Source organism: Nitrospirota bacterium (assembly GCA_016207905.1).
Classification (GTDB): Bacteria; Nitrospirota; Thermodesulfovibrionia; order Thermodesulfovibrionales; family JdFR-86; genus JACQZC01.
This window is the reverse complement of sequence record JACQZC010000028.1, coordinates 1-22,294: the sequence shown is the minus strand read 5'-3', so window position 1 is coordinate 22,294 and position 22,294 is coordinate 1. Positions and strand designations below refer to the sequence as shown.

The following is a 22,294-nucleotide window of genomic DNA, read 5'->3' as shown; positions in this document are numbered from 1 at the left end:
ATTGGCTTTTAATTCAATATATTAAGAACAATTTAAGGGATTACCTAAAAGCACTCCTTTGCCTGCCCCAGTAACTCTTACAGGCACAACGCTTCCTCTTTTGAGTGTCACGGATGATACCTCTACTTTCAGGTAATTACTTGTAGTTCCACGACTAAATCCATCGGCATACCTTTTTTCTATAAGAACATCAAGGGTTTTGCCGATATGCCCAAGCATATAGTCCTGTTTTTTCCTTTCAGAAAGCCCTCTTAACTGGGTGCAACGATTTTTCTTTTCTAAATCCGTAATAATATCAGGCATTTCACATGCCTTAGTTCCTTTTCTCAGAGAGAAAGGAAACACATGAATATATGAAAAAGGAAGGTTTTCCGAGACCCTAATGGTATTCATAAACTCTTCATTGCCCTCTCCGGGAAATCCTACAATTATGTCAGTGCCAAATGCACTATCAGGCAGGTAACTGCTTATGTGTCTGAGCCGAGCCTGATAATACTCTATAGTATAATCTCTGTTCATCAGGCTTAGTATCCTGTTATCGCCACTTTGTAAAGGTATATGAAGGTGCCTGCAAAGCCTCTTGTCTTTTTGAAGAAAAAGCCTTATAAGATTGTCATCTATCTCTGTTATCTCGATAGAGCTTAGCCTGAGCCTTTCAATTGTGGTCTCATTAAGGATGGATTCGATAAGTCCTGATAAGTTAATTTTTGGCTTTAAGTCCTCTCCATATACACCAAGATGAATCCCTGTAAGAACAATCTCCTTGTACCCAAAGCAGACAGCCCTTTTAACCTCACCTATTACCTTATCCATTTCTACACTCCTTGAGCTACCCCTTGCCTTTGGTATTACGCAATAGCTACAGCATGAGTTACAACCATCCTGAACCTTTAGGAAAAACCTTGTGCGAGCTCCTGAATAATTTAATGTAATACTTCCATTATTTCCTATTAACATGCTGATATAATTAAATTTATCTTTATTTAATACCACTTCCTTTACTTCAGGCATATTTTTTACATTCTCCATATTAAGCTCTGAGTAACAGCCTGTTACGATGACCTTAGCACCTACCTTATATGCCCTTCTTATAAGCTGTCTGGATTGGTAATCGCTTTTTGAGGTAACTGTGCAGGTATTGATAATGCATAGCTCAGGTTTCTCATCAAGCCCCACAACCTTAAACCCTGAGCCTCTAAGTATCCCTTCCATAAGTGAGGTCTCAGCCTGATTTACTTTACAGCCTAAGGTTAAAAGAGAGACTCTCATCGGCATGCCATTCATTTGATATTATACTAAAACTTAGACCTGAAATTTCTCAAGCATGAAAATCGCCTTATATTCCAAATATCCCCTCTGGGAAAAACTTAAGAGACAAACGCCAAGCCCGTTTATGTTAGAATTAGAAAATGCAGAAAGAAAAAAGGGGGTGAATTATGAATATCAGAGTGGTAATTGAACCCGATGAGGATGTATTTGTTGCATACTGTCCCGAACTGCCCGGCTGTGTGACATATGGAAAGACTGAAGAAGAAGCCCGCAAAAACATCATGGAAGCCCTCGAGCTCTACTTGAGGCCCACAAAGGAAGGACTCTCAAAGGATGCAAAGGTTTTTGAGGTCGCTGTCTGATGGGACAAAAACAGCCCCGTGTAACCGCCGATGAAATAATAAGGGTTTTAAAGTCCCTTGGATTTGAAAAAGTAGACCAGTCCGGAAGTCATCAGAAATGGAGACATCCCCTTTCGGGAAGACAGACGATAGTTTCTTATCATTCAGGAGAAATCATAAGGCCCAAGACATTCAGAAGAATCCTCGAAGGCGCGGGGTTAAGCATAGAGGACTTTATAAGAATCAGGTTGAACCTTTAAGGACTCCATCCCCCTCAAGTGAATGCCTCCTCGCCCTTATTATCTTAACTTGGGTCAATGACCCCTCTTTAAGAAGAAATTTTCTTTCTTTATCTATAACACTAAAGTTCACTATCTTATTTCCCCTCGTCCTTCCTGTTTGCAAGGCTGGATTCGTTTTGCTAATGCCTTCTATGAGAACATCTACCGCCCTACCCTCAAGCTCTTTATTTTTCATAAGCGTGATTTCATCCTGAAGTTTAAGTATCTCGGAAAGCCTTTCTGCCTTTATGTGCTCAGGGATATGTCTTTCCATTAAAGAGGCTTTTGTGCCAGGCCTTAGAGAGAACTTAAAGGCAAATATCCCGTCGAATTCGATTTCTCTAAGAGCATTAATCGTATCTTCATGGTCTTTGTCTGTCTCATGAGGAAACCCTGCAATTATATCGGATGTTATTGCTATATCAGGAATAGCCTGCCTTAGCTTATCCACCTTTATCTTATACTCCTCATATGAATATCCCCTGTTCATAAGGCTAAGGATTCTTGTTGAGCCTGATTGTAAGGGTAAATGTATGTGCTCGCAGACCTTATCGAGGCTTTCCATCGAAGTTATAAGCTTATCCGAGAGGTCCTTTGGATGTGATGTAACAAACCTGAGCCTCTCAAGCCCGGGGATTGCATTTATTTTCTCGAGAAGTCCGGGGAAATCCGTATCAGAGCTATATGAGTTTACATTCTGTCCAAGAAGGGTTACCTCTTTCACGCCTTCCCCTACAAGCTCTTTTATCTCTTTAAGTATGTTTTCAGTGCTTCTACAAGTCTCCCTGCCCCTTGTATATGGGACTACGCAGTAACTACAGAAATTATTACAGCCATACATTATGGAGACCCATGCCCTGAATTTTTCCTTTCTAAGAGTAGGTAGTTTCTGCTCTGAAATAAATGGATTGTCATTGAGTGCGGATTTACAGGTATTTCCCTTTATGAGGTCACTGATTAGATGAATATTCTGAGTGCCAAGCACATAATCCACATACGGTGCCTTTTTGAATAGTTTCTCACCCATTTGCTGGGCTATACAGCCTGTAACTGCAATCTTAAGGGTAGGCATTCCTCTTTTAAGGGATTTAGTTTTTCCAAGCTCGCTTAGGAATTTCTGCTCAGCCTTTTGCCTTATGGAACAGGTGTTAAATACTATGAGGTCTGCATCTTTTTTGTCTTCGGTCTGGCTCATTCCCTGTTTGCAGAGAAGCCCTGCGATTTTTTCTGAATCATGCACATTCATCTGACAGCCAAATGTGGTTATGGAAAACTTCTTCATAGTATAGAAATTAACATTTTTCGGATTTCTCTGTCCAACCCCCCTGTATGGGTTCAACACATATGAATTTGAGATAATTCAATAATCTCCCCTCGCCCCCTTGAATTCCCCAATGCCTTTATGGAATAATTCTATTGTTTTAAGATAATTTTCCTCTTGATACTTTAAGAGGTTTTTTAGATAATAGAGAATGCTTTTTACAAGACTGAGAAAAGGCAGGCACACAATCCTCAAGGCAGTATATGAGGATAACCTAAGGATTGTCGGAAAAAACCCGACTGTATCATGGAAAATGCCCATTTTCCTGAGAGGGCACTTCCTATTCCTCTATATCATGATATTAGTGGTTATAGGCAATGCGGATTTTCTGAATTCGACTTTTTACTTTTCCAATGAAACTCAAACAATCAGTGTTTCTCCTATAAAAAACAGTGAACCTCATTCCTCAGCAGAAGAAAGAGTCATTCCGTCTGAGTATCTTTCCATGCTTGAGAAAAAGGAGATACCTGTAAAGCAGATGTTTGGTCTTGGCGTAAAGACGATTGTCATAGACCCCGGACATGGCGGCTCTGACCCGGGCACAAGAGGCGGTCTCGGAATTATGGAAAAGGACATTGCCTTAGACATAGCCTTAAAGCTTAAAGCAAGGCTTGAGCTTCATGGAGACTTCAATATCCTTCTTACAAGAAACAGAGACGAGACGATTCCCCTTACAAAAAGGATAGAGATTGCAAACTCCAATATGGCTGACCTTTTCATCTCTATACATGTCAATTATCTGCCTTCAAAACCTATAAACATGATTGAAACCTACTATTTTGGCCCCTCGGCAGATGACGAAACTCTTCAGCTTGCCGCAAAGGAAAATGCAGACTCCCATTACAGGCTAAGCGAGTTCAAGGAGGTCATTGAAAAGATAGGTGATACATTGAAGCAGGAGGAGTCCAGAAAATTTGCATCTTTCATTCAGGACAGTCTTTATTTTAATATCAGAGGTCAGGGTAGTAGGGTCTTTAATTATGGCATAAAGAGGGCGCCCTTTATGGTGCTCCTTGGCATAGAGATGCCAGGAGTGCTAACAGAGGTCTCATGCCTTAGCAACAAGCAGGAGGAGCTGAAACTGCATACAGACAATTACAGAAACGACATAGCCAGATACCTTGAATATGGAATACTAAATTATATGAAAAAAGGAGAAACAACATATGAAGCAAAAAGAGGAAACAGGCAATAACATCCTGTATGTTGGAATAGACCTTGGCACATCGAGAAGCTCTGTCTCGGCAAGCAATGGCAAGAGGGAATGGGTTCAGAGCTATGTCGGATGGCCAAGGGACTTTATATCGGCAAAGGTTGTAGGAAAGAGCATACTTTTTGGCTCCGATGCCCTTGAAAACAGGCTATCTCTCGAGCTTTACAGGCCTCTTGAGCGGGGCGTCATAAAGGAGGGCATCGAGAGAAACGAAGAGGCTGTTAGAGAGCTAATCGGACATCTTATACAGATTGCAAAGCCCTCGAAAGAGCAAAAGATTTATGCAATAGTTGGAGTGCCTGCTGACACACTTAAGGTCAACAAGCTTGCCATCAGAAAAGCGGTTTCAGGCTATGTGAGCTCCCTGATGGTCGTTACAGAGCCCTTTGCAGTTGCTTATGGGTTAGACCTTCTCAATAACGCAATGATAATAGACATTGGAGCAGGAACAGTGGACCTCTGCATTATGCATGGCGCCATGCCAACAGAGGAAGACCAAAAGACCCTGTTTACTGCAGGCGACTATATCGACGAACAGCTTTTCAGCTATCTTTCCGAGAAATACCCCGGCTCAAAGTTCAATGTAAACATGGTTAGACAATACAAAGAAAAACACTCCTTCGTAGGCAATGCGACCAGCATTGTTCAGGTTGAATTGCCAGTCGAGGGAAAGCCTATTATGCATGACATAACAAACGAGCTAAAGAGAGCCTGCGAGAGCATTCTTCCGCCTATTATAGAGACGGTCTCTCTTATGGTTGCAAGGTTTGACCCTGAGTTTCAGGCAAAGATAAAGAACAACATTATCATTGCAGGAGGCGGAAGTCAGATTCGGAGCATTAACCAGTCTTTAGAGGTATCTCTTAAAGGTATATTTGGCGAGTGTAAGGTAATATGTGTTGAAGACCCTATGTATGCAGGCTCAAACGGAGCACTAAAACTTGCAATGGATATGCCAACGAAATATTGGGAGCAACTTTAAAAAAGAAATATGTTAAAATGGTAACGCTATGAAAAAAACGGTTCTCGTCATAGACAATGATACAGCGTCTTCATCGCTAATCTCAAAAACTTTAGAGCCGGAAGGCTATCTTGTGTTTTCCGCATCGAGCGGAGATGCCTCGATTACAATGGCAAAAAAAGTCACTCCCCTGCTGATATTCCTAAACCTTGCAACCCCAGGCACAGGGCTTGAGATATGCAAGTCTATTCGTAATATTCCTGCCTTAAAGGATACTCCAATTGTGCTTTTGACCATAAGGGAAAGTAAATTCGACCCAAGATACAAAAGTCTTTATGGCATTGTCGATTTTCTAAAAAAACCTTTCACTTCGGATGATATTGCCTCAAAGGTCAACTCGATTATTGCTCCTTTAGCCATGCCTGAAGAAAAAGAGGTTCCTCCTTTTGAGCCTGAAGAGCCTGTAGTGTCAACTACATGGGATTTACCACAGGTGGAAGAGCCACAAGAAGAAGCCTTCGAGGACTTCAGGGTCAAAGAACCCATCATAAAAAAAGATATGTTCGAGGAGACCGAAAAAGAGCCATCTGCAATGCCTGAGGAAGAAAAGCTGATTATAGAAAAACCCACTCCTCCACAAAAGCCCAAAACAGAGCCTGTTAAGCCCATTAAAGAGCCTGATGAGTTTTTTCCATCCGAGACCGAGGAAACAGCAGAGGTCTTCACGCCTATATCCGAACCAGTCTTGGGAAAAAAGGAGAGTACTAAAAAGAAAAAAAGACTGAAAGTCTCTTCTAAGAGTCGTAATATCAGAGTGCCTGCGATAGCAGTGCTCGTTGTTGCGGTTTTAGGTTTTGCGGTTTATTGGTATCTCCAAAGAAAACCCCAGGTTGACATAGGTAGAAGACCTGCTGAAGTGCTGAGTACTGCTGATACTGCATCAAAGCCTTTGAAAAAACCCCATATTACAATCGAGCCCGAGGTTATACTGGCAGATATAGAGGCACCTCAGATAGAACTTAAAGGGCAAGTTCCTAAAAAACCAGCTTATTATGTTCAGTTTGGTGCGTTTTCAAGCGAGAAAAACGCAAATGCCCTTGTCTTGGACCTAAAGGCAAAGGCTGAGGAGACATTCCCTTGTCTTGGACCTAAAGGCAAAGGCTGAGGAGACATTCGTCTCTAAAGGAACTTCAAAAGACGGCAAGACCATTTATAGGGTACTTTCTTCTGAATCATATAGCAAAAAATCCGCATTGAGCAAGGCACAGGCTATAATGGATACAAAGAAGATTCAAGCCGTTGTCTTTTTTGCCACCGAATAAAAAAGCTCTTATCACTTAGCCACATTAGGCAATCCATCTTTGACCATACGGATGAGCATTAATCCTGCAAGGAAAAACACTGCGATAAATAATGCCGCAAGTCTCTGGCTTCCTGTAAAAGTGGATATATAGCCAAATGAGTATGGTCCAATAATTGCAGAGGACTTTCCAACCATAGAGTAAACGCCAAAGTACTCTGATTCATGTCCCTGAGGAATGAACTGGGCAAAGAATGCCCTTGAGCTTGCCTGAACGGTTCCAAGCCCTAAGCCTGCAATCGAGGCTACAAGATAGAATTCCTGTTTTGAGTCTGCAAAATAGGCTGACACTGCCACAGCACTCCAGAGGATTAACGATAAAGAGACCACTTTTTTTGGCCCCCATAAATCAATTGGCTTTGCCATAAGGAATGCACCTAAAAGTGCTGTTACCTGAACGACAAGATAAAGCCCTATCAGCTCAACGGCATTAAAACCAAATGTGCTTGCCGCAAAAATACTTGAAAACACGATAACCGTATTCACACCGTCTTCGTAAATAAGATATGCTATGAGAAACTTTCTCGATTCCCTGTTTTCCCATATGTTTTTTAATGTCCTCCATGAAGACTTCATGCCCTTTGATGCAGAAGGGATAAGCCTGCCTTGCTTTCTGTCAGGAGGAAGATAAAGGAAAGTAGGGATTGAAAAGACTAAAAAAAATAAAGCCACCAAGAGCCAGATTTCGGCATAAAGCCCTTTTCTTAGAAGTGGGAGGGCAAGGACAAGGGAAATGACAGAGCCTGCATAGCCAACTGCATAGCCCCATGAAGACACCCTACCCTGATACCCCTTAGGAGCTATGTCTGTAAGAAAGGAGTTATAGAAAACCACACCGCCTTCCATGCCTATGTTGGCAATGACAATGAGCAAAAACCCCTCGACTACCATGCCCTTTTCAATGACCGAAAACATTGAAACCGAAATCACTGCTATAAGTGTATAGATGAAAAGGAACCTCTTTCTCATCCCCCCAAAATCCGAAATCCCGCCAATAAAAGGAGAGCTGAGTGCAACAGCCGCCATGCTCAAAGAGACCGCCCTACCCCACCATAAATCCCCTCCATAGCCAACAATGTAATTTGCATAAAATACAGGGAATACCACTGCTGAGATAACAGCCGAATAACTGGAGTTTGCAAAGTCATAAAAACACCAGCTTATTATCTGCCTCTTATTCCGAATCCCCATGTCACCCATCCATTCGTTGCCTCACACCTTTTGTCATTCCCCGACCCTCTGAACAAGTCAGAGGGCATGCTTGTTCGGGGAATCCAGTCCTTTGTTGTCATTACATTCGTTGCCATCTCCTTTTTTTATAGGTTCAAGTTGAATTCCCTAAGTGCTTGAATTATCTTCATTTTTATCGTCAGAGTGTTCAATCTTTTTCATTTTGTTCAAATTGCCGCCTTTTTCATCTCTGCCCCGAAAAATCTTGCGATTTTTCGGGGACCCCTCTACCCTGTCGCACTATAGCATTGTCTTTTGGAAGCAGTCAAGATGAAATCCTTCACCTGAAATCCTTCACCTGAAATGCTTCACTATTTCCATTTCCACATCCGTCATTCTGGCTTGTCCAGAATCCATCCGCTTTAAAATGTCATTCTGAACTTATTCCAGAATCTCAGTTACTTCTGCTTTCCTGCTCTATCAGCTGCCTTTTCCCTTTAAAGAGAGAGGGGGGTTGTGTTAGGATTAAGGGGTTATGGGTTTATTGACTTGGTGGAATGGAAGAGAAGACTAAAAGGCTAAGAAAAATTGTGGTAAGGTGATTAAAAAGTGAGAGGCATCAAGACACGCCATTGGTCTATATTCCACTCAACCGGAGAACTCCTTCATAAAACAAATAATGCTAAAGCCTATTTATATGCAGGAATTGCTTTGTTATGGAGCATAGCACTTCAACTCGGTCCTCTTATTGTAGGTATATGGTTAGTGTTTCAAGGTGAATGGTTAAAAGCTATTCTTATTCCGATTGTATTATATTTGACTATTGGGTTTTACATGGCATTTTGGCCATTTATAGCTGTATTTATTTTTATCGCTGGGTGGATTAAGTATAGTTTTATCGAATCTTTATTAGGCACAGTTACATTTGTATTTATTGCTTTTATTCTTTTTTTAGGTCCTGAATGGCTTATGCTTCGTGCCTTTATGGCTGCAGAAAAAGCAGAGAAACTTAAAAGAAGAACGTATGTCTCTGATGATACTGTATTTGATGATACAGAATATAAAGAAGATCTGCAAAAAGAGTTTACTTCTATCCCTGACCCGCCAGACCCACCTGAAACTGAAGAATTAGCACTTGAGGAATCAACAGAAGCATCAATAGCTGAAACAAAGGAAGAAATAACTTTTAAAAGAGACATTATATCTGAGCTATCAGAAGAGGTTGTCAGTTTGAAAAGAGAGCTTGCATTCTTTGAGGCAAAATACCATAGTCAAATTGGTATTCTGTATGTAAACCTTGATGGGTTGGAGCTATCAATAAAGGAGTATCTTAAAAGGATTGAGCTACTGAAAACAGGGAAAGTTAAAAATCTTGTTGATTTGGAAAAGACGATAAAAGAGCATTTCAGAAGTGACTATGAGCAAATCAGAGAGGAAAAAGAAGAGGCAGAGCGGTATACAGAAGAATACGAGGCTGTCAAAGAAAAGCCAGAACTGGATGAAGAGTCTGAAAAAAGGCTAAAATCTTTATACAGAGAGCTTGCTAAAAAATATCATCCTGACATGGCACAAACTCCAGAAGAAAAAGAGAGATTCCATAAAATAATGGCAGAGATAAATCAGGCTTATAATGATAAAGACTTAGAGAAGATGGAAGAATTAGCCATGAGATTAAAAGCTCCTGAAAGAACATTTTTCAGAGAGACCTTAGAAGAAGAATTCCAAAGATTGCAAAATGAAAGTGAAAAGCTTGATGAGATTATCTCAAGACTTGAGGAAGAGCTTTTATCAATAAAGGGAAGTGATACTTATAAGTTTAAACAAAGAGCGGATGAGGCTTCCGCACAGGACAGAGACTTATTAAAAGAAATGGAAGATAAGTTAATGGCTGAAATAAAGCAAAAGGAAGAAGACCTCAGGAAAGTAAAACAGGAATTCAAAAATCTTGCAAAGGATTTGGCTTAATGGAAAAAGAAAATAAAAACCCATTAATTAAAAAAACCGATTCCCTTGTAAAGTTTGACCCTCAGAAAAAGAAGGGATTAATTGCCAGAGGATTAAATGAAACAAAACCTGTTCCTGAAATATCAATGCCAGAACCCACGACTTCAAGCCTTGAGCCTATAGATGAGCTTGAGAAGGCTGAGGCTGAGGTTGAGAAAAATCCAGATAGTGCTGATGCTCATCTTAATCTTGGCGTTGCATACAGTAAATACGGCATGCATAGAGAAGCAGTTAAGGTATTCAACCAAATGGTAAAAATTGCCCCTACCTCCGAAGTGGGCTATGTTTTTCTTGGTCTCGCTTACGCCGAGTTAGGAAGATATAAAGAAGCCATAGAAGCATATAAACAGGCCATTCAGTTTAAACCTGATGATGAAGAAGCTTATTTTAATCTTGGTAATGCATATGGTCAGTTAGGTATGGATGAAGAAAAAACAGAGGCACTCATGCAGGCTATCCAGATAAAGCCTGATTTTGCTGATGCTCATTTTAATCTTGGTGTTGTCTTGCATGGATTAGGTATGAATAAAGATGCAATAAATGCATACAAACAAGCAATTCGGTTAAAGCCTGCTGATGCATATGCTTGTCTTAATCTAGGCGTTGCATATACTAATCTTGGTGTTGTTTATACCGAATCAGGCATGTATAAAGAAGCTATTGAGGCATATAAGCAGGCAATAAAAATAAAGCCCGATTATGCTTCTGCTTATTACAATCGGGGGCTTGCTTATGGAAAATTAGGCAATTATCAAGAGGCAATAAAAGACTATAACAAGGTAATTGAGCTAAACCCTGAAGATGCGGTAGCTTATTACAGTCGGGGGCTTGTTTATGCTAAATTAGGCGATTCTCAGAGGGCTATCAATGACTATAACAAGGCAATTAATGACTATACCAAGGCAATTGAGCTAAACCCTGAAGATGCGGTAGCTTATACCATGCGGGGCTCTGCGTATAGTCTTGTAGGCAATTATCAAGAGGCAATAAAGGACTTTAACAAGGCAATTGAGTTAAACCCTGAATATGCCAAGGCTTATTACAATCGGGGGCTTGCTTATAGTCTTTTAGGCGATTATCAGAGAGCTATTAATGACTATAAAATAGCCGCAAGATTAGGTTATGAGCCTGCTCAGGAGTTTTTAAGGTCACAGGGAATTGACTGGTGATATATAAGACCATGCAAACCATTGCAATTCCTTAAAGATAATGGCATTACCCCTAAAAAGAACATAGAAAACCTTCCCACATCTTTCCTGACATGAAAAGAAAATCTATACACATCAATATGCTATAATTTATTATGGAATGGAGGTGGACAGACCATATAGAAATACAACTGATTGAGAGAAAAATTTCAAAAGAGTTAGTTGAAAAAGCTATTAACAATCCTGATAAGGTGGTAACTGGAAAGAAAAACCGTAAAATATATCAAAAGATAATGGGTGATAAGCTTATTAGAGTAGTAACAGAGGGTGAAAGCCTTATCACGGTATACTTAACCGACAAGGTTAAGAAATATATAGGAGGAGACTAATGAGAATACATTATTCCCATGAAGCAGATGCGATTTATATCAGGCTAAAAGAAACCGATATCGCTAATACTGATGAGATAACCGAAGATATAATCATGGACTATGATAAAGACGGCAATGTTGTTGGAATTGAAGTTCTTTCAGCTTCAGAAAAAGCAGACACCAAACAGCTTATTATTCAGGCATTTGAAAAAGTAATGGTAGAAAAGCCAGTAACTGCTTAAGGAAGCCCTTTTGTTAAATCTCAGTTGCTTCTTTTCTTATGCATTTAAGAAAAGAAGTAGGGTTTAGGGCAAAGCCCCAATACCTGAGTATCCCTTTTCGTCAAGATTTTTGATGAGGCAATTCGCTCCATTGCAATAATCTCATAGGTAATTTATTATAAGATATATGGTTCAAATACTTTTAAGAAAGATCTTTGGCACAAAAAACGAAAGGGAGATTAAGAGGCTCTGGCCTCTTGTAGAAGAGATAACCTCTCTTGAGCCAAAGATAGCCTCTCTTTCCGATGCAGAGCTTAGGGCTAAGACAGATGAGTTTAGAAAAAGGCTCGATGAAGGAGGAGGAGAAAGCCTCGATGACATCTTGCCAGAGGCATTTGCCGTTGTAAGGGAGGTCTCAAAGAGAACACTTGAGATGAGGCATTTTGATGCCCAGCTCTTAGGTGGAATCGTGCTTCACGAAGGTAAGATCTCAGAGATGAAAACAGGCGAAGGAAAAACCCTCGTTGCCACCCTGCCTGTTTACCTCAATGCCCTTGAAGGCAAGGGTGTCCATGTAGTCACAGTGAACGATTACCTTGCAAGAAGGGATGCACATTGGATGGGACCAATCTATAACTTCCTCGGTATGAGTGTAGGCGTTATTGTCCATGGCATGACCGATGAGCAAAGACAGATGTCTTATAACTCGGATATAACATACGGCACAAACAACGAGTTTGGCTTTGACTACCTCAGGGACAACATGAAGTACGATATCTCCCACTATGTCCAAAGAGAGCTTAACTATGCAATCGTGGATGAGGTTGACAGCATACTCATCGATGAGGCAAGAACCCCACTTATCATATCAGGGCCTTCCGAGGAATCCACTGGTAAGTACTATAGGATAAATCAGATTGTGCCTAAACTCATAAAAGGCACGGATTACACAATAGATGAAAAGGCAAAAACAGCAATACTCACAGAGGAAGGCAATATAAAGACTGAACAACTGCTTGGTGCAGGAAACCTCTATGACCCATCGAATATAGAGCTTGTTCATCATGTGCTTCAGGCACTAAAGGCTCATAACCTTTTCAAGAGGGATGTGGACTATGTCCTGAAAGACGGAGAGGTCCTAATAGTGGACGAATTCACAGGAAGGCTTATGCCTGGCAGAAGATGGTCGGATGGCCTTCATCAGGCAATAGAGGCAAAAGAGGCTGTAAAGATAGAGTCCGAAAACCAGACACTCGCTACAATAACATTTCAGAATTACTTCAGGATGTATAGAAAGCTTTCAGGCATGACAGGCACTGCTGACACAGAGGCAGAGGAGTTTGCCAAGATATATAACCTCGATGTCATAGTCGTTCCGACCCATATGCCTATGATAAGAACGGATGCATCGGATTTTATTTATAAAACCGAAAAAAATAAGTTCTCTGCCATCGTAAATGAAATACAAGGCAGGCATAAGAAAGGACAGCCTGTCTTGGTTGGCACTATATCTATCGAGAAATCAGAGGTTCTAAGCAGGATGCTTAAAAAAATCGGCATCCCCCACTCTGTGCTCAATGCAAAATACCATGAAAAAGAGGCAGAGATTATTGCACAGGCAGGAAAAAGTGAAGCAGTTACGATAGCCACAAACATGGCAGGCAGAGGCACGGATATAATCCTCGGAGGCAATCCAGCAGGATTGACAAAGGAACTCCTTGCAGACGAAAAAGAGCCTTTAGAGGAGCAAAAACAGGCATCCGAGCGTGCAAAAGAGATATGCTTAAAAGACAGGGAAAGGGTCATAAGTGCAGGCGGACTTCATATATTGGGCACAGAAAGACATGAGGCAAGAAGAATAGATAATCAGCTTCGTGGGCGCTCAGGAAGACAAGGGGATCCGGGCTCATCGAGGTTTTACCTATCCCTCGAAGATGACCTCATGAGAATATTCGGCTCTGACAGGATTAAGGGACTGATGGACAGGCTCGGTATGGAAGAAGACATACCCATTGAAAACAGGATGGTTTCTAAGGCAGTGGAGAATGCTCAGAAAAAGGTCGAGGCACATAACTTTGATATAAGAAAGCATCTCATTGAATACGACGATGTGATGAACAAACAAAGAACAGAGATATATGCATTCAGGCGTGAAATCCTTCAGGGAGGAGAAAACCTTAGGGAAAGGCTTTTCGAGATGGCAGAGGATGCTATAGATGAACTCCTATTTATTTACTGCCCCGAAGGAAAACACATAGAGCAATGGAACATTAACGGACTCAAGGATGCCTTATACGGCATATTCTCCATATCAGTGCCTTTTGAGAGCCTGACTAAAGAAACCGAGCCTTTAAGGGAGTTCCTTATTAATGAAGTAAAGACTGCCTACGAGAACAAGGAAAAAGAGGTAGGCTCTGAGATGATGCGGCACCTCGAAAAGGTGCTCCTGCTTCAGATAGTTGACTCTCAGTGGAAAGACCACCTTCTTGCAATGGACCATCTAAAAGAGGGCATTGGACTGAGGGGATATGGACAGAGGGACCCGCTTACAGAGTACAAAAAAGAGGCATTCTCCATGTTTGCCGACATGACAGAGAGACTCTCTGTGGAAGCCCTAAGTAGGCTGTTTAAGATTCAGGTCAGCGTACAGGCAGATTTAAAAAAGACTGCAAATAAACATAGATTAAGCTATAATAAGGGCGAAGATATGGGTAGTGTAGAGCCAGTAGTAAGAGGTAAAAAAACAGGCAGAAACGAGCCGTGTCCATGCGGAAGCGGGAAAAAATACAAGAAATGCTGTGGTGTGTAAATGCCTAAGATTTTTTTAATAGGTAAAAACCTCGATAGCCATAAAGAGCTTTTTTTATCGAGAGGCTATGAGGTACGAAGTTTTACATTAGGTCAGAAGAAGGTCATAGCTGGGCTCGATAAAGCAGACATCTTAGTAATCGATAATGCCTCTAAAGGTGTTAGCGACATCATCAGGTCATCCGCAGACATCCCGAAACTGGTCGTATCATTTGAGAATTCAAAAAAGAGCCTACTTCCTTGGCTTAAAAAGCCCTTTTCTTTTGCGGTGCATAAACCTTCTGCGGAGGAACTCATATACCATGTAAACCGCATACTAAGAGAAAAAGAGCTATATAAAAAAAACCTTGACCTTAAATCCAAGCTCAATATCGTTACAAAGGAGCTTTCGTTTTTTGAGGAAATAAATAAAGTCCTTACATCATCCATCGAGACGAATAAGATATTAGTCTTGATAATGAAAAAGCTAAAAGACCTGACAAAGGCAGAGGCATGGTCAATCCTTATGGTGGATGAGGAGACAGGGGACCTCGTATTTGAAAAGACAGAGGGCAGGGCAAAAAAGACAATAAAGAAGTTCAGGTTAAAGCCCGGAGAGGGCATTGCAGGGTGGGTCGCAAAAGAAGGCATTCCTGTGGTTGTGCCTGATGTCTCAACGGACAAAAGGTTCTGCTCGAAGATAGACAGGGAAACACATTTCAATACTAAATCCCTCATGTGTGTGCCAATCAAAAGCAAGGGAAAGACCATTGCTGTGCTTGAGGTCATAAATAAAAAGACCGGCGAGCCGTTTAACGACGATGACCTTAATCTCCTTTTGAGGCTTACGAGTCAGACCGCACTTGCTCTCGAAAGGACATCCCTTTACCAGAAGATGGAAGAGCTTGTGGTAACGGATGACCTTACAAAGCTCTTTAATACGAGATACCTGAACAGAACCATAGAGACAGAGGTCATAAGGAGCAATAGATACCATTCGCCCCTGTCTCTGATATTCATGGATATAGATTACTTTAAGCTCATCAATGACAACTACGGCCATCTCGTTGGAAGCAAGGTCTTAGTGGAGATGGGTCAGATACTCATAAACCAGCTTCGTACCATAGACATAGTTGCAAGATATGGCGGCGATGAGTTCGTCATTGTCCTACCACAGACCAATGCCGCGGATGCGGTTATAATTGCAGAGAGAATCAGAAAGGCAATAGAGCAAAATACATTCTTAAGGAGAGAAGGCTATAGCCTCAAGGTAACCTCGAGCTTTGGGGTAGCCGCATACCCTGAATCTGCAAAGACAAAAGAGGACCTTCTGAGGGTAGCTGACGAGGCAATGTACAGAGTCAAACACACTACGAGAAACGGTGTGTTTGCTATAGTCTGAAATGGCTCTTTTTAATTACGCCTCAAAAGAGATAACTCTAAAGGTGGTCTATTATGGCCCGGGCCTCAGTGGAAAGACCACTAACCTCCAGTATCTTCATCCAATCTTAGATAAGGAAGGAAAAAGCAAGCTCATATCCTTAGCAACAGAATCGGACAGAACACTGTTTTTTGACTTCATGCCTATTACACTTGGAAAGATAAAGGATTTCTGCATAAGGTTTCAGCTCTATACAGTGCCAGGACAGGTAAGATATAATGCAACGAGAAAACTCGTGCTTAAGGGTGCCGATGCAGTTGTGTTCGTCGCTGACTCTCAAAAAGACATGCGGGAACAAAATATAGAAAGCCTTCTCGATATGAGGGAAAACCTCACCTCAAACAACATAGACCCCGACGATATACCGGTTGTCCTCCAATACAACAAAAGAGACCTGAATAATATCTTCTCCATAGAAGAGCTCAATAGGGACCTCAACACAAAGGACTATTCATATGTGTCTGCATCTGCTATAGATGGCACTGGGGTCGAGGAGACATTTCAATTGATAACTAAGGAGCTGATGAAAGATATCTCGAAAAAGCACAGAATATCGATAGCTCCAATGGAAGAGGAGACTGCACCTTCAGAGGCAGTTCTCCAAGCACCTGTAGAGGTCCCCATTACAGAAGAACTCCCCGAGGAAGTGGAAACCTTAGAAGAAGAGCAGATAATCGAACTTCGGGAGCAGGCTCTCGAGATAAAAGAGCCTACTCCTCAAATAAACGAGAAGGTAATTTCCGACATCAGGGAACTGCTCATCTCCGAGACAACAGAGGTGATGGCTCCTGAAATAAAAGAGGAGATAGCTCCTCGATTGAAGGAAGAAATTCCCGAGATAGAGCAAGAAATATTAAGGGCAAGTATTCCAGAGGAGGCAGTGGTAAGTGGTTACCCCGAATTAGAGGGACTGAAAGAAGGTTTTTTTGACCTGCAAACCACTGTTAGCTCCATAAAGGATGCAATCGAAAGGTTATCGAAAGATGCTCAGGACTCAAGAGCCGAGCTAAGCCTGAAGAGCTTTTCGAGACTTTCCTCCTTAGTAGAAAACTCCTTCTTAGAGCTGTCAAGGGAAATAAAGGAGCTGAAGGCAAAACAGACAGAATTATCGAATGCCATTAAAGAGATACATGCCTCTATCTTAGGGGCAAAGGTCAAAAAGAAATGGGGGATTTTCTGAATTAATTATTCCTCTGGTCTAATCCCATCTCTCTTCCTGCTGACTCTATGAGTGAAATATCTATCAGATGACAGCCCATACCATAGCCCTCGATGAGTGCGGCATTTGCTATACTGTTTATCATTCTCGGTATGCCGCCTGAATACCTGTAGATGGCAGAAATAGCATCCTCTGTAAACAGGGTGTCGGCTCTGCCTGCAACAGAGACCCTGTGCTTCAGGTATCCTTTTATCTCGTCTTCTGCAAGCGGCCCTACATGATAGAAAAGCCCTATCCTTTGTCTGAGCGGCTGGTATGTCTTATAATTGAGCTTTCTCCTAAGGTCAGGCTGTCCTACGAGGATGAGGCTCAGAAGATTGGTATCATCCAGCTGGAAATTCGTAAGGAGTCTTATCTCCTCGAAGGTCTGCTTGTCAGGGACAAGCTGTGATTCGTCTATGATTATAACAGGAGTGATTCCTGCCTCGTAATCCGCATAAACCTTTTCGTATATGGCATCGAGCAGACTGTCTTTGAAATTCGTTGGCACATCGATTTCGAATCTCTTTGCAATAACCCTAAGAAACTGAGATGGAGTCAATCTCGGATTAAGAATAAGTATTATCCTATGTTTTTCTCCAAGTGAGTCTATGAGTGCCCTGGTAAGGGTGGTTTTTCCACAGCCAATCTCTCCTGTTAAGAGAATAAGTTCTTTTTCCTCCACTGCATATTGCAGTCTTGCCAGTGCCTCTTCGTGAGTCCGGCTTAAGAAAAGGAAATTCGGGTCAGGTGTTTTGCTGAAAGGTTTCAAATGTAGGTTATAGAATTCCTTATACATGGATACCACTTTTTTGTTTCAGTAAGGATTCCTCTATTACACCCTCTACATCGATAACTAATATGACCTCGTGCTTACCTATCTCGGCTGCGCCTGCAAACCCCTTTAGCCCTTTCAGGTAATCTCCAAGGCTTTTTATAACTATCTCCTGCTGTCCCATAAGCTCATCTACTAAAAGCCCTGTCCTTCTTTCGCCAAAACCAACAACGACTGCAAAGGACTTTTTTTCTCCTTCCTTGGATGCAATGTCATTAACTCTAAACATTCTCTTAAGGCTTATCAAGGGAAGCATGGCACCTCTCAGGTTATAGACCTCCCTTGCCTCGATGTTCTGGATTAAACTATGCTCCACAATAAATGTTTCTGTTATCGATGTCAGCGGTATGGCAACCCTCTCCCTGCCTACCCTTACGATAAGGGATTTGATTATTGCAAGCGTTATAGGCATGGTAAGCGTAAATGTCGTGCCTATGCCTTTTTCTGTGTCAACATCTGCAAAGCCTCCAAAACTGGACAGTTTATCTCTGACTATATCGAGTCCTATGCCTCTTCCCGAGACCTCGCTTACGATTTCTTTTGTGCTAAAGCCCGGCATGAATATGAGCTCTATCAATTCCTTTTTTTGAAGCTTCATGCCCTCCTCTATCAATCCTTTCTCTAAAGCCTTTTTTCTGACCTTTTCGGCATCTATTCCTGCACCATCGTCTTTTACCTCGATAACGACATGGTTTCCCCTCTGAAATGCCTTTAAGGAGACAGTTGCTATTTCCTTTTTGCCCTTACTTAGCCTTTCCGAAGGAGGCTCTATGCCATGGTCTATTGCGTTTCGCACAATATGCACAAGCGGGTCTATTATCTCTTCGGCAAGGGATTTATCCAATTCCGTATCCTCGCCATACATGAGAAGCTCTATCTGCTTTCCCACATCCTTTGAGTATCTCCTTATGACCTGCGAAAGCCTACCAAATATCTGTCCTATAGGCACCATCCTTATCTCGAGCACCTGGTCCTGAAGTTCAACGAGCCTTCTTTCGAGGGTTTGAGACACCTTGTGGATGTCTATGACAACAGGGGTATAGCCGTAATTTTCAGCCATCTCATTGCTGATTCTTGCCACTGCGCCCTTTGCGAGGGTGAGCTCTCCGATTGTGTTTAAGATTCTATCGAGCTTCTCTATATCCACCCTTACTGTCGAGGATACTGTTTTAACGGATGTCTCTTTTATGAGCGGAGCCTGAGGTTGAGAAATCTTCTGAGCTAAAAGCTCGGTCATATCGAACTTTACTGTCTTTTTAACTTCCTCGGCAGGCAGGAGGGTTCCCAATAAGAGATTAAACCCTATGGAATTTGGAGGCAGATTCTGGGATGTTGGAAGGGTAGAGATAAGCTCTCCTATGGACTTTATGACCTTTGTTAAGTTCTCCAGTGATTTATCGAAATCATCGAGGCTGAAAACAGCTCTCACAAGATAAATCCCCTTGCCCTCTTTAACATTTGTCTTAAGCCTGTGCTCCTCGTACTCTGATAGAACCTTAAGGATTGAGCTATCGATAACGCCCTCAAGACTTTGGGATGAGGACACGGATGTGATGGATACTCTAAAGTCGGAGATATCTTTTAGGTATGCCTCTACATCTATCTGCCTGTCTTGTCTTAGCTCGGAGATTATGTATTTCAAGGTATCGATATATTTGAAAAGGAATCTAATGGAATCTTCGGTAATTTCTAATTTTCCGAGTCTTATCTCATCGAGTATGGACTCCAGTGCGTGGCTGATTTCAGTGACACTACTGTATCCGAACAGGCCTGACAGCCCCTTCAGGGTGTGCAGGCTTCTGAACAGGGCATTTACAGTATCGGGGTCAATGCCTGTTTTATGTGTGTCCTGAATCTCAAGAAGAAGTCTGCCTGCATCTTCGAGGATTTCCTCGGACTCCACTATAAATTCTTTTTCCGAGCCTTTCATGACTTTAGAAGGTCCTTTACCATATCCTGAAGCTCCTTTGCCTTAAATGGCTTTGTGATATATGCATTTGCACCCAATGCCATGCCGCGTTTTTTATCCTCCTCGCTTTTCTCTGTGCTGACTATCAGTAGTGGAATGTTGGCATATCTCGGGTCGCTCTTTACGAAGCTTATAAACTCGAGGCCATTTATGTCAGGCATATTTATATCGGTTATAATGAGGTCGAAGTTTTTCGTCGGAAGTTTTTTAAGGGCATCGAAGCCTGTTGCGGCCTCTACCATGTCGAAATCTCCTGTATCCTCGAGAAGGCTCCTTATCATCGCTCTGGTTGTTGTGGAATCTTCAACGATGAGGATGTTTTTCATTTTTGCTCCTGTTTCTCAAGCTCTTTGAGCCTGCGATGAAGAATTGCCTTTTCCAGCGCAAGACCTGCCTGGCTTACGAATATCTCAAGCCCTTCTGCCTCTGCTAACTCTTCACCCGAAGACTGGTTATCGCAATAAAGCAGTGCCACCACCTTTTCATTCGCAATAATCGGAAAGAATGCAGCTTTTTGAGGCCATTCCTCTCCCAGCTCAGTAAATATTAATTCCACAACAAGGTCTTTTTCTATAGCCCCTTTATACGAACGGCCTTCCCTTATAATGCCCGAAAGGAAGGGACTTTTGTTATAAGGAAAGATTATATGTCTTATCTTTTTGTCTGCCTCCTCCATATCGAGACCGAATTGCCCAAGCCCCCGTATATCCCGCTCTCCAACCGTAAAAAGCACTCCCCTCTGAAATATATCGCTTGCAAACCTGAGTATGAGGAGGGTTATCTCAGAGGTTGAATTTGGAAATCTCAGTTCCTGTGTGAGTGCCTTCAAAGAGGATATGTCCTTTCTCCTGTCCTCCTCTCTGCCTGCCCATTCCCTGTCCCATTCGTCATCGGATGTTTCGGCAGAGAACTCTTCCTCAGGGATAAAAACTCCGTGTGTGGTCTCGTCATAAACCCTTGCTCCCTCCATCAGAAGATATTCAGGCGAGAGTCCCTTTGACATCTCCCATCCATGGTCGGTAACATCGACCTTTCCGTCTATATCGAGGTCGTCCAGCTCGAACTGAAACTCTCCGTCCTGCCAGAGCAAAATCTGGTATATGAGCCTCTCTATTCTCTTTTTAGATACCCTTTCTATAATATCCTTTTTAACTGCTCCAAGCTCAAAGAGCATATCTGATAGAGACTTCTGGGGAAGGGTTTCCCCGCAAGCGAAGCGCGTCGGGAATCCTTCTTAAAAGAAAGATGGATTCCGAACAAGTCGGAATGACAATAATAGGGGGTATGGGGGCTTTGCCCCCATACCTTAAGACAGGGGGCGAGTGGGTGGGAAATAAAAATAATTTATATACAACATTTCAGTCTCATATGTATCTGAACTTATTCATGAGTTTGACATGGAAAATAATTACCCTTGACATTCCCCATTTTAATTTGATATTTTATCACATACTTGCTTTTTTTTAGGAGGTAAGATGGTTTCTTTTAAAAAGTTTTTCGTTATTGCTTCCTTTGCCTCTTTCGTTCTGTTTATTGCTATTTCGGGGTGCGAGAGCCTCAGAATATCTAAGCCCATAATGCCCATAAAAGAATACGAAAAAATGATAGTTGGAAGATTCGACGCCAACTACATAGGCACAAACAACTGTCTTAAGGCATGCCACACACATGACAAGATAAAAAGGGATTTTGAGGCAGGCACAATGGGTGCACAGCTTTCAGCAAAATCAGGGCTTCCCCTCGTTGACTGTGAGTCCTGCCATGGCCCAGGCTCACTCGCAGTAGAAGGTATCACAGAAGAAACAGTTACGGCGGATAAAGAAAAAGGCATAGAGACAGCGTGTAAGTATGAGACATTTATACCACTTACAGGACTTGAAAAGACTCTTATTAAGCAGGAGCCAATTCCTGCACCTGCAATGAGCCTCATATGCCTTAAATGCCATACTGCAAATGCTACATTCAATCTACATAACTGGAATACGAGCTTACATGCAATAAATGATGTCTCATGCTCTGACTGCCACAAGATTCATGAAGGTCCTGACCTCATAGTAAAGCCGAGGGAGACATTTCAGATGTGTACAAAATGTCACGAGGCTATAAAGTTAGAGTTTTCCCTTCCGAGCCATCACCCTGTGCTTGAAAAAAAGGTTCTGTGCACAGATTGTCATGAGCCGCATGGAACGCTTGGGGAAAAGAACCTGAGAAAAGAAACTGTAAAGGCAACCTGCACACAGTGCCACGCTGACAAAGAAGGACCTTTCGTATTTGAGCATGCTGACAACACAGATGACTGCTCTTCCTGCCACAGACCTCATGGCAGTCAACATCGGCATCTCCTTACAGCAAGCCAGCCATTCCTGTGCCTTCAGTGCCACGAGGGACATAGAACCGCATCTCT

Annotated in this window: 21 protein-coding genes; 14 read left to right on the top strand and 7 right to left on the bottom strand. The window is 42.0% G+C overall.

Features of this window, described 5'->3' with window-relative positions; all coding sequences use genetic code 11:
• Window positions 1-21 precede the first annotated feature (21 nt).
• Entirely contained in the window at window positions 22-1,275 is a 1,254-nt protein-coding gene (mtaB, locus tag HY805_03510) for a tRNA (N(6)-L-threonylcarbamoyladenosine(37)-C(2))-methylthiotransferase MtaB (GenBank protein ID MBI4823283.1), read from the bottom strand.
• 161 nt (window positions 1,276-1,436) lie between these two features.
• On the opposite strand from mtaB, the gene HY805_03505 reads away from it, so the two are divergent.
• Both HY805_03505 and HY805_03500 read left to right on the top strand, forming a co-directional pair.
• Window positions 1,437-1,631 (top strand): type II toxin-antitoxin system HicB family antitoxin, encoded by a 195-nt coding sequence (locus HY805_03505; GenBank protein ID MBI4823282.1) that lies wholly within the window; start codon window positions 1,437-1,439, stop codon window positions 1,629-1,631.
• The gene (locus HY805_03500; GenBank protein MBI4823281.1) at window positions 1,631-1,870 is read left to right on the top strand and encodes a type II toxin-antitoxin system HicA family toxin; all 240 of its coding nucleotides are present in this window, start codon (window positions 1,631-1,633) and stop codon (window positions 1,868-1,870) included. The genes HY805_03505 and HY805_03500 overlap by 1 nt, the downstream gene beginning before the upstream one ends.
• Here the strand turns inward: HY805_03500 and miaB are convergent.
• Complete coding sequence (gene miaB, locus HY805_03495; GenBank protein ID MBI4823280.1) at window positions 1,854-3,173, bottom strand: tRNA (N6-isopentenyl adenosine(37)-C2)-methylthiotransferase MiaB; 1,320 nt, start codon at window positions 3,171-3,173, stop codon at window positions 1,854-1,856. The genes HY805_03500 and miaB overlap by 17 nt on opposite strands.
• Before the next feature lie 190 nt (window positions 3,174-3,363).
• On the opposite strand from miaB, the gene HY805_03490 reads away from it, so the two are divergent.
• Genes HY805_03490 through HY805_03475 form a run of 4 tightly spaced genes read left to right on the top strand, consistent with a single transcriptional unit; the run spans window position 3,364 to window position 6,708 of the window.
• Window positions 3,364-4,407: an N-acetylmuramoyl-L-alanine amidase gene (locus tag HY805_03490; GenBank protein MBI4823279.1), complete on the top strand. Its 1,044-nt coding sequence runs from the start codon at window positions 3,364-3,366 to the stop codon at window positions 4,405-4,407.
• Window positions 4,379-5,407: a rod shape-determining protein gene (locus tag HY805_03485; GenBank protein ID MBI4823278.1), complete on the top strand. Its 1,029-nt coding sequence runs from the start codon at window positions 4,379-4,381 to the stop codon at window positions 5,405-5,407. The genes HY805_03490 and HY805_03485 overlap by 29 nt, the downstream gene beginning before the upstream one ends.
• 28 nt (window positions 5,408-5,435) lie before the next feature.
• Window positions 5,436-6,551, top strand: coding sequence for a response regulator (locus tag HY805_03480; protein MBI4823277.1), 1,116 nt, complete (start codon window positions 5,436-5,438; stop codon window positions 6,549-6,551).
• Complete coding sequence (locus HY805_03475; protein ID MBI4823276.1) at window positions 6,529-6,708, top strand: hypothetical protein; 180 nt, start codon at window positions 6,529-6,531, stop codon at window positions 6,706-6,708. The genes HY805_03480 and HY805_03475 overlap by 23 nt, the downstream gene beginning before the upstream one ends.
• Window positions 6,709-6,719: 11 nt before the next feature.
• Here the strand turns inward: HY805_03475 and HY805_03470 are convergent, their stop codons facing one another.
• A complete protein-coding gene (locus HY805_03470) occupies window positions 6,720-7,937 on the bottom strand; it encodes an MFS transporter (protein MBI4823275.1) in 1,218 nt (405 codons plus the stop codon).
• A gap of 588 nt (window positions 7,938-8,525) precedes the next feature.
• Here HY805_03470 and HY805_03465 point away from each other — a divergent pair.
• From HY805_03465 to HY805_03435, 7 genes are all read left to right on the top strand, one after another.
• Window positions 8,526-9,881: a DnaJ domain-containing protein gene (locus HY805_03465; GenBank protein MBI4823274.1), complete on the top strand. Its 1,356-nt coding sequence runs from the start codon at window positions 8,526-8,528 to the stop codon at window positions 9,879-9,881.
• On the top strand, window positions 9,881-11,089 hold the full coding sequence (locus tag HY805_03460; protein MBI4823273.1) for a tetratricopeptide repeat protein: 1,209 nt from the start codon (window positions 9,881-9,883) through the stop codon (window positions 11,087-11,089). The genes HY805_03465 and HY805_03460 overlap by 1 nt, the downstream gene beginning before the upstream one ends.
• Before the next feature lie 134 nt (window positions 11,090-11,223).
• Complete coding sequence (locus HY805_03455; protein ID MBI4823272.1) at window positions 11,224-11,457, top strand: DUF4258 domain-containing protein; 234 nt, start codon at window positions 11,224-11,226, stop codon at window positions 11,455-11,457.
• Window positions 11,457-11,681, top strand: coding sequence for a DUF2283 domain-containing protein (locus HY805_03450; GenBank protein ID MBI4823271.1), 225 nt, complete (start codon window positions 11,457-11,459; stop codon window positions 11,679-11,681). Before HY805_03455 ends, HY805_03450 begins: the two co-directional genes overlap by 1 nt.
• 166 nt (window positions 11,682-11,847) lie before the next feature.
• Window positions 11,848-14,469: a preprotein translocase subunit SecA gene (gene secA, locus HY805_03445; protein ID MBI4823270.1), complete on the top strand. Its 2,622-nt coding sequence runs from the start codon at window positions 11,848-11,850 to the stop codon at window positions 14,467-14,469.
• Window positions 14,470-15,849, top strand: a complete 1,380-nt coding sequence (locus HY805_03440; protein MBI4823269.1) for a sensor domain-containing diguanylate cyclase — start codon at window positions 14,470-14,472, stop codon at window positions 15,847-15,849.
• Between the two features lies 1 nt (window position 15,850).
• A complete protein-coding gene (locus HY805_03435) occupies window positions 15,851-17,068 on the top strand; it encodes a GTPase domain-containing protein (GenBank protein MBI4823268.1) in 1,218 nt (405 codons plus the stop codon).
• A 1-nt stretch (window position 17,069) separates the two neighbouring features.
• Here the strand turns inward: HY805_03435 and tadA are convergent, their stop codons facing one another.
• From tadA to HY805_03415, 4 genes are read right to left on the bottom strand one after another with little or no spacing between them, the layout of a single operon-like run.
• Window positions 17,070-17,885: a Flp pilus assembly complex ATPase component TadA gene (tadA, locus tag HY805_03430; GenBank protein MBI4823267.1), complete on the bottom strand. Its 816-nt coding sequence runs from the start codon at window positions 17,883-17,885 to the stop codon at window positions 17,070-17,072.
• Window positions 17,878-19,851 carry a chemotaxis protein CheA gene (locus HY805_03425; protein MBI4823266.1) on the bottom strand — a complete coding sequence of 658 codons (1,974 nt, stop codon included), beginning with the start codon at window positions 19,849-19,851 and terminating at the stop codon, window positions 17,878-17,880. The genes tadA and HY805_03425 overlap by 8 nt, the downstream gene beginning before the upstream one ends.
• Window positions 19,848-20,216: a response regulator gene (locus tag HY805_03420; GenBank protein ID MBI4823265.1), complete on the bottom strand. Its 369-nt coding sequence runs from the start codon at window positions 20,214-20,216 to the stop codon at window positions 19,848-19,850. Before HY805_03420 ends, HY805_03425 begins: the two co-directional genes overlap by 4 nt.
• Entirely contained in the window at window positions 20,213-21,064 is an 852-nt protein-coding gene (locus HY805_03415; GenBank protein ID MBI4823264.1) for a DUF4388 domain-containing protein, read from the bottom strand. Before HY805_03415 ends, HY805_03420 begins: the two co-directional genes overlap by 4 nt.
• Before the next feature lie 301 nt (window positions 21,065-21,365).
• Between HY805_03415 and HY805_03410 the strand changes: the two genes are divergently transcribed.
• On the top strand, window positions 21,366-22,294 hold a 929-nt coding region (locus HY805_03410; protein MBI4823263.1), incomplete at its 3' end, for a DmsE family decaheme c-type cytochrome.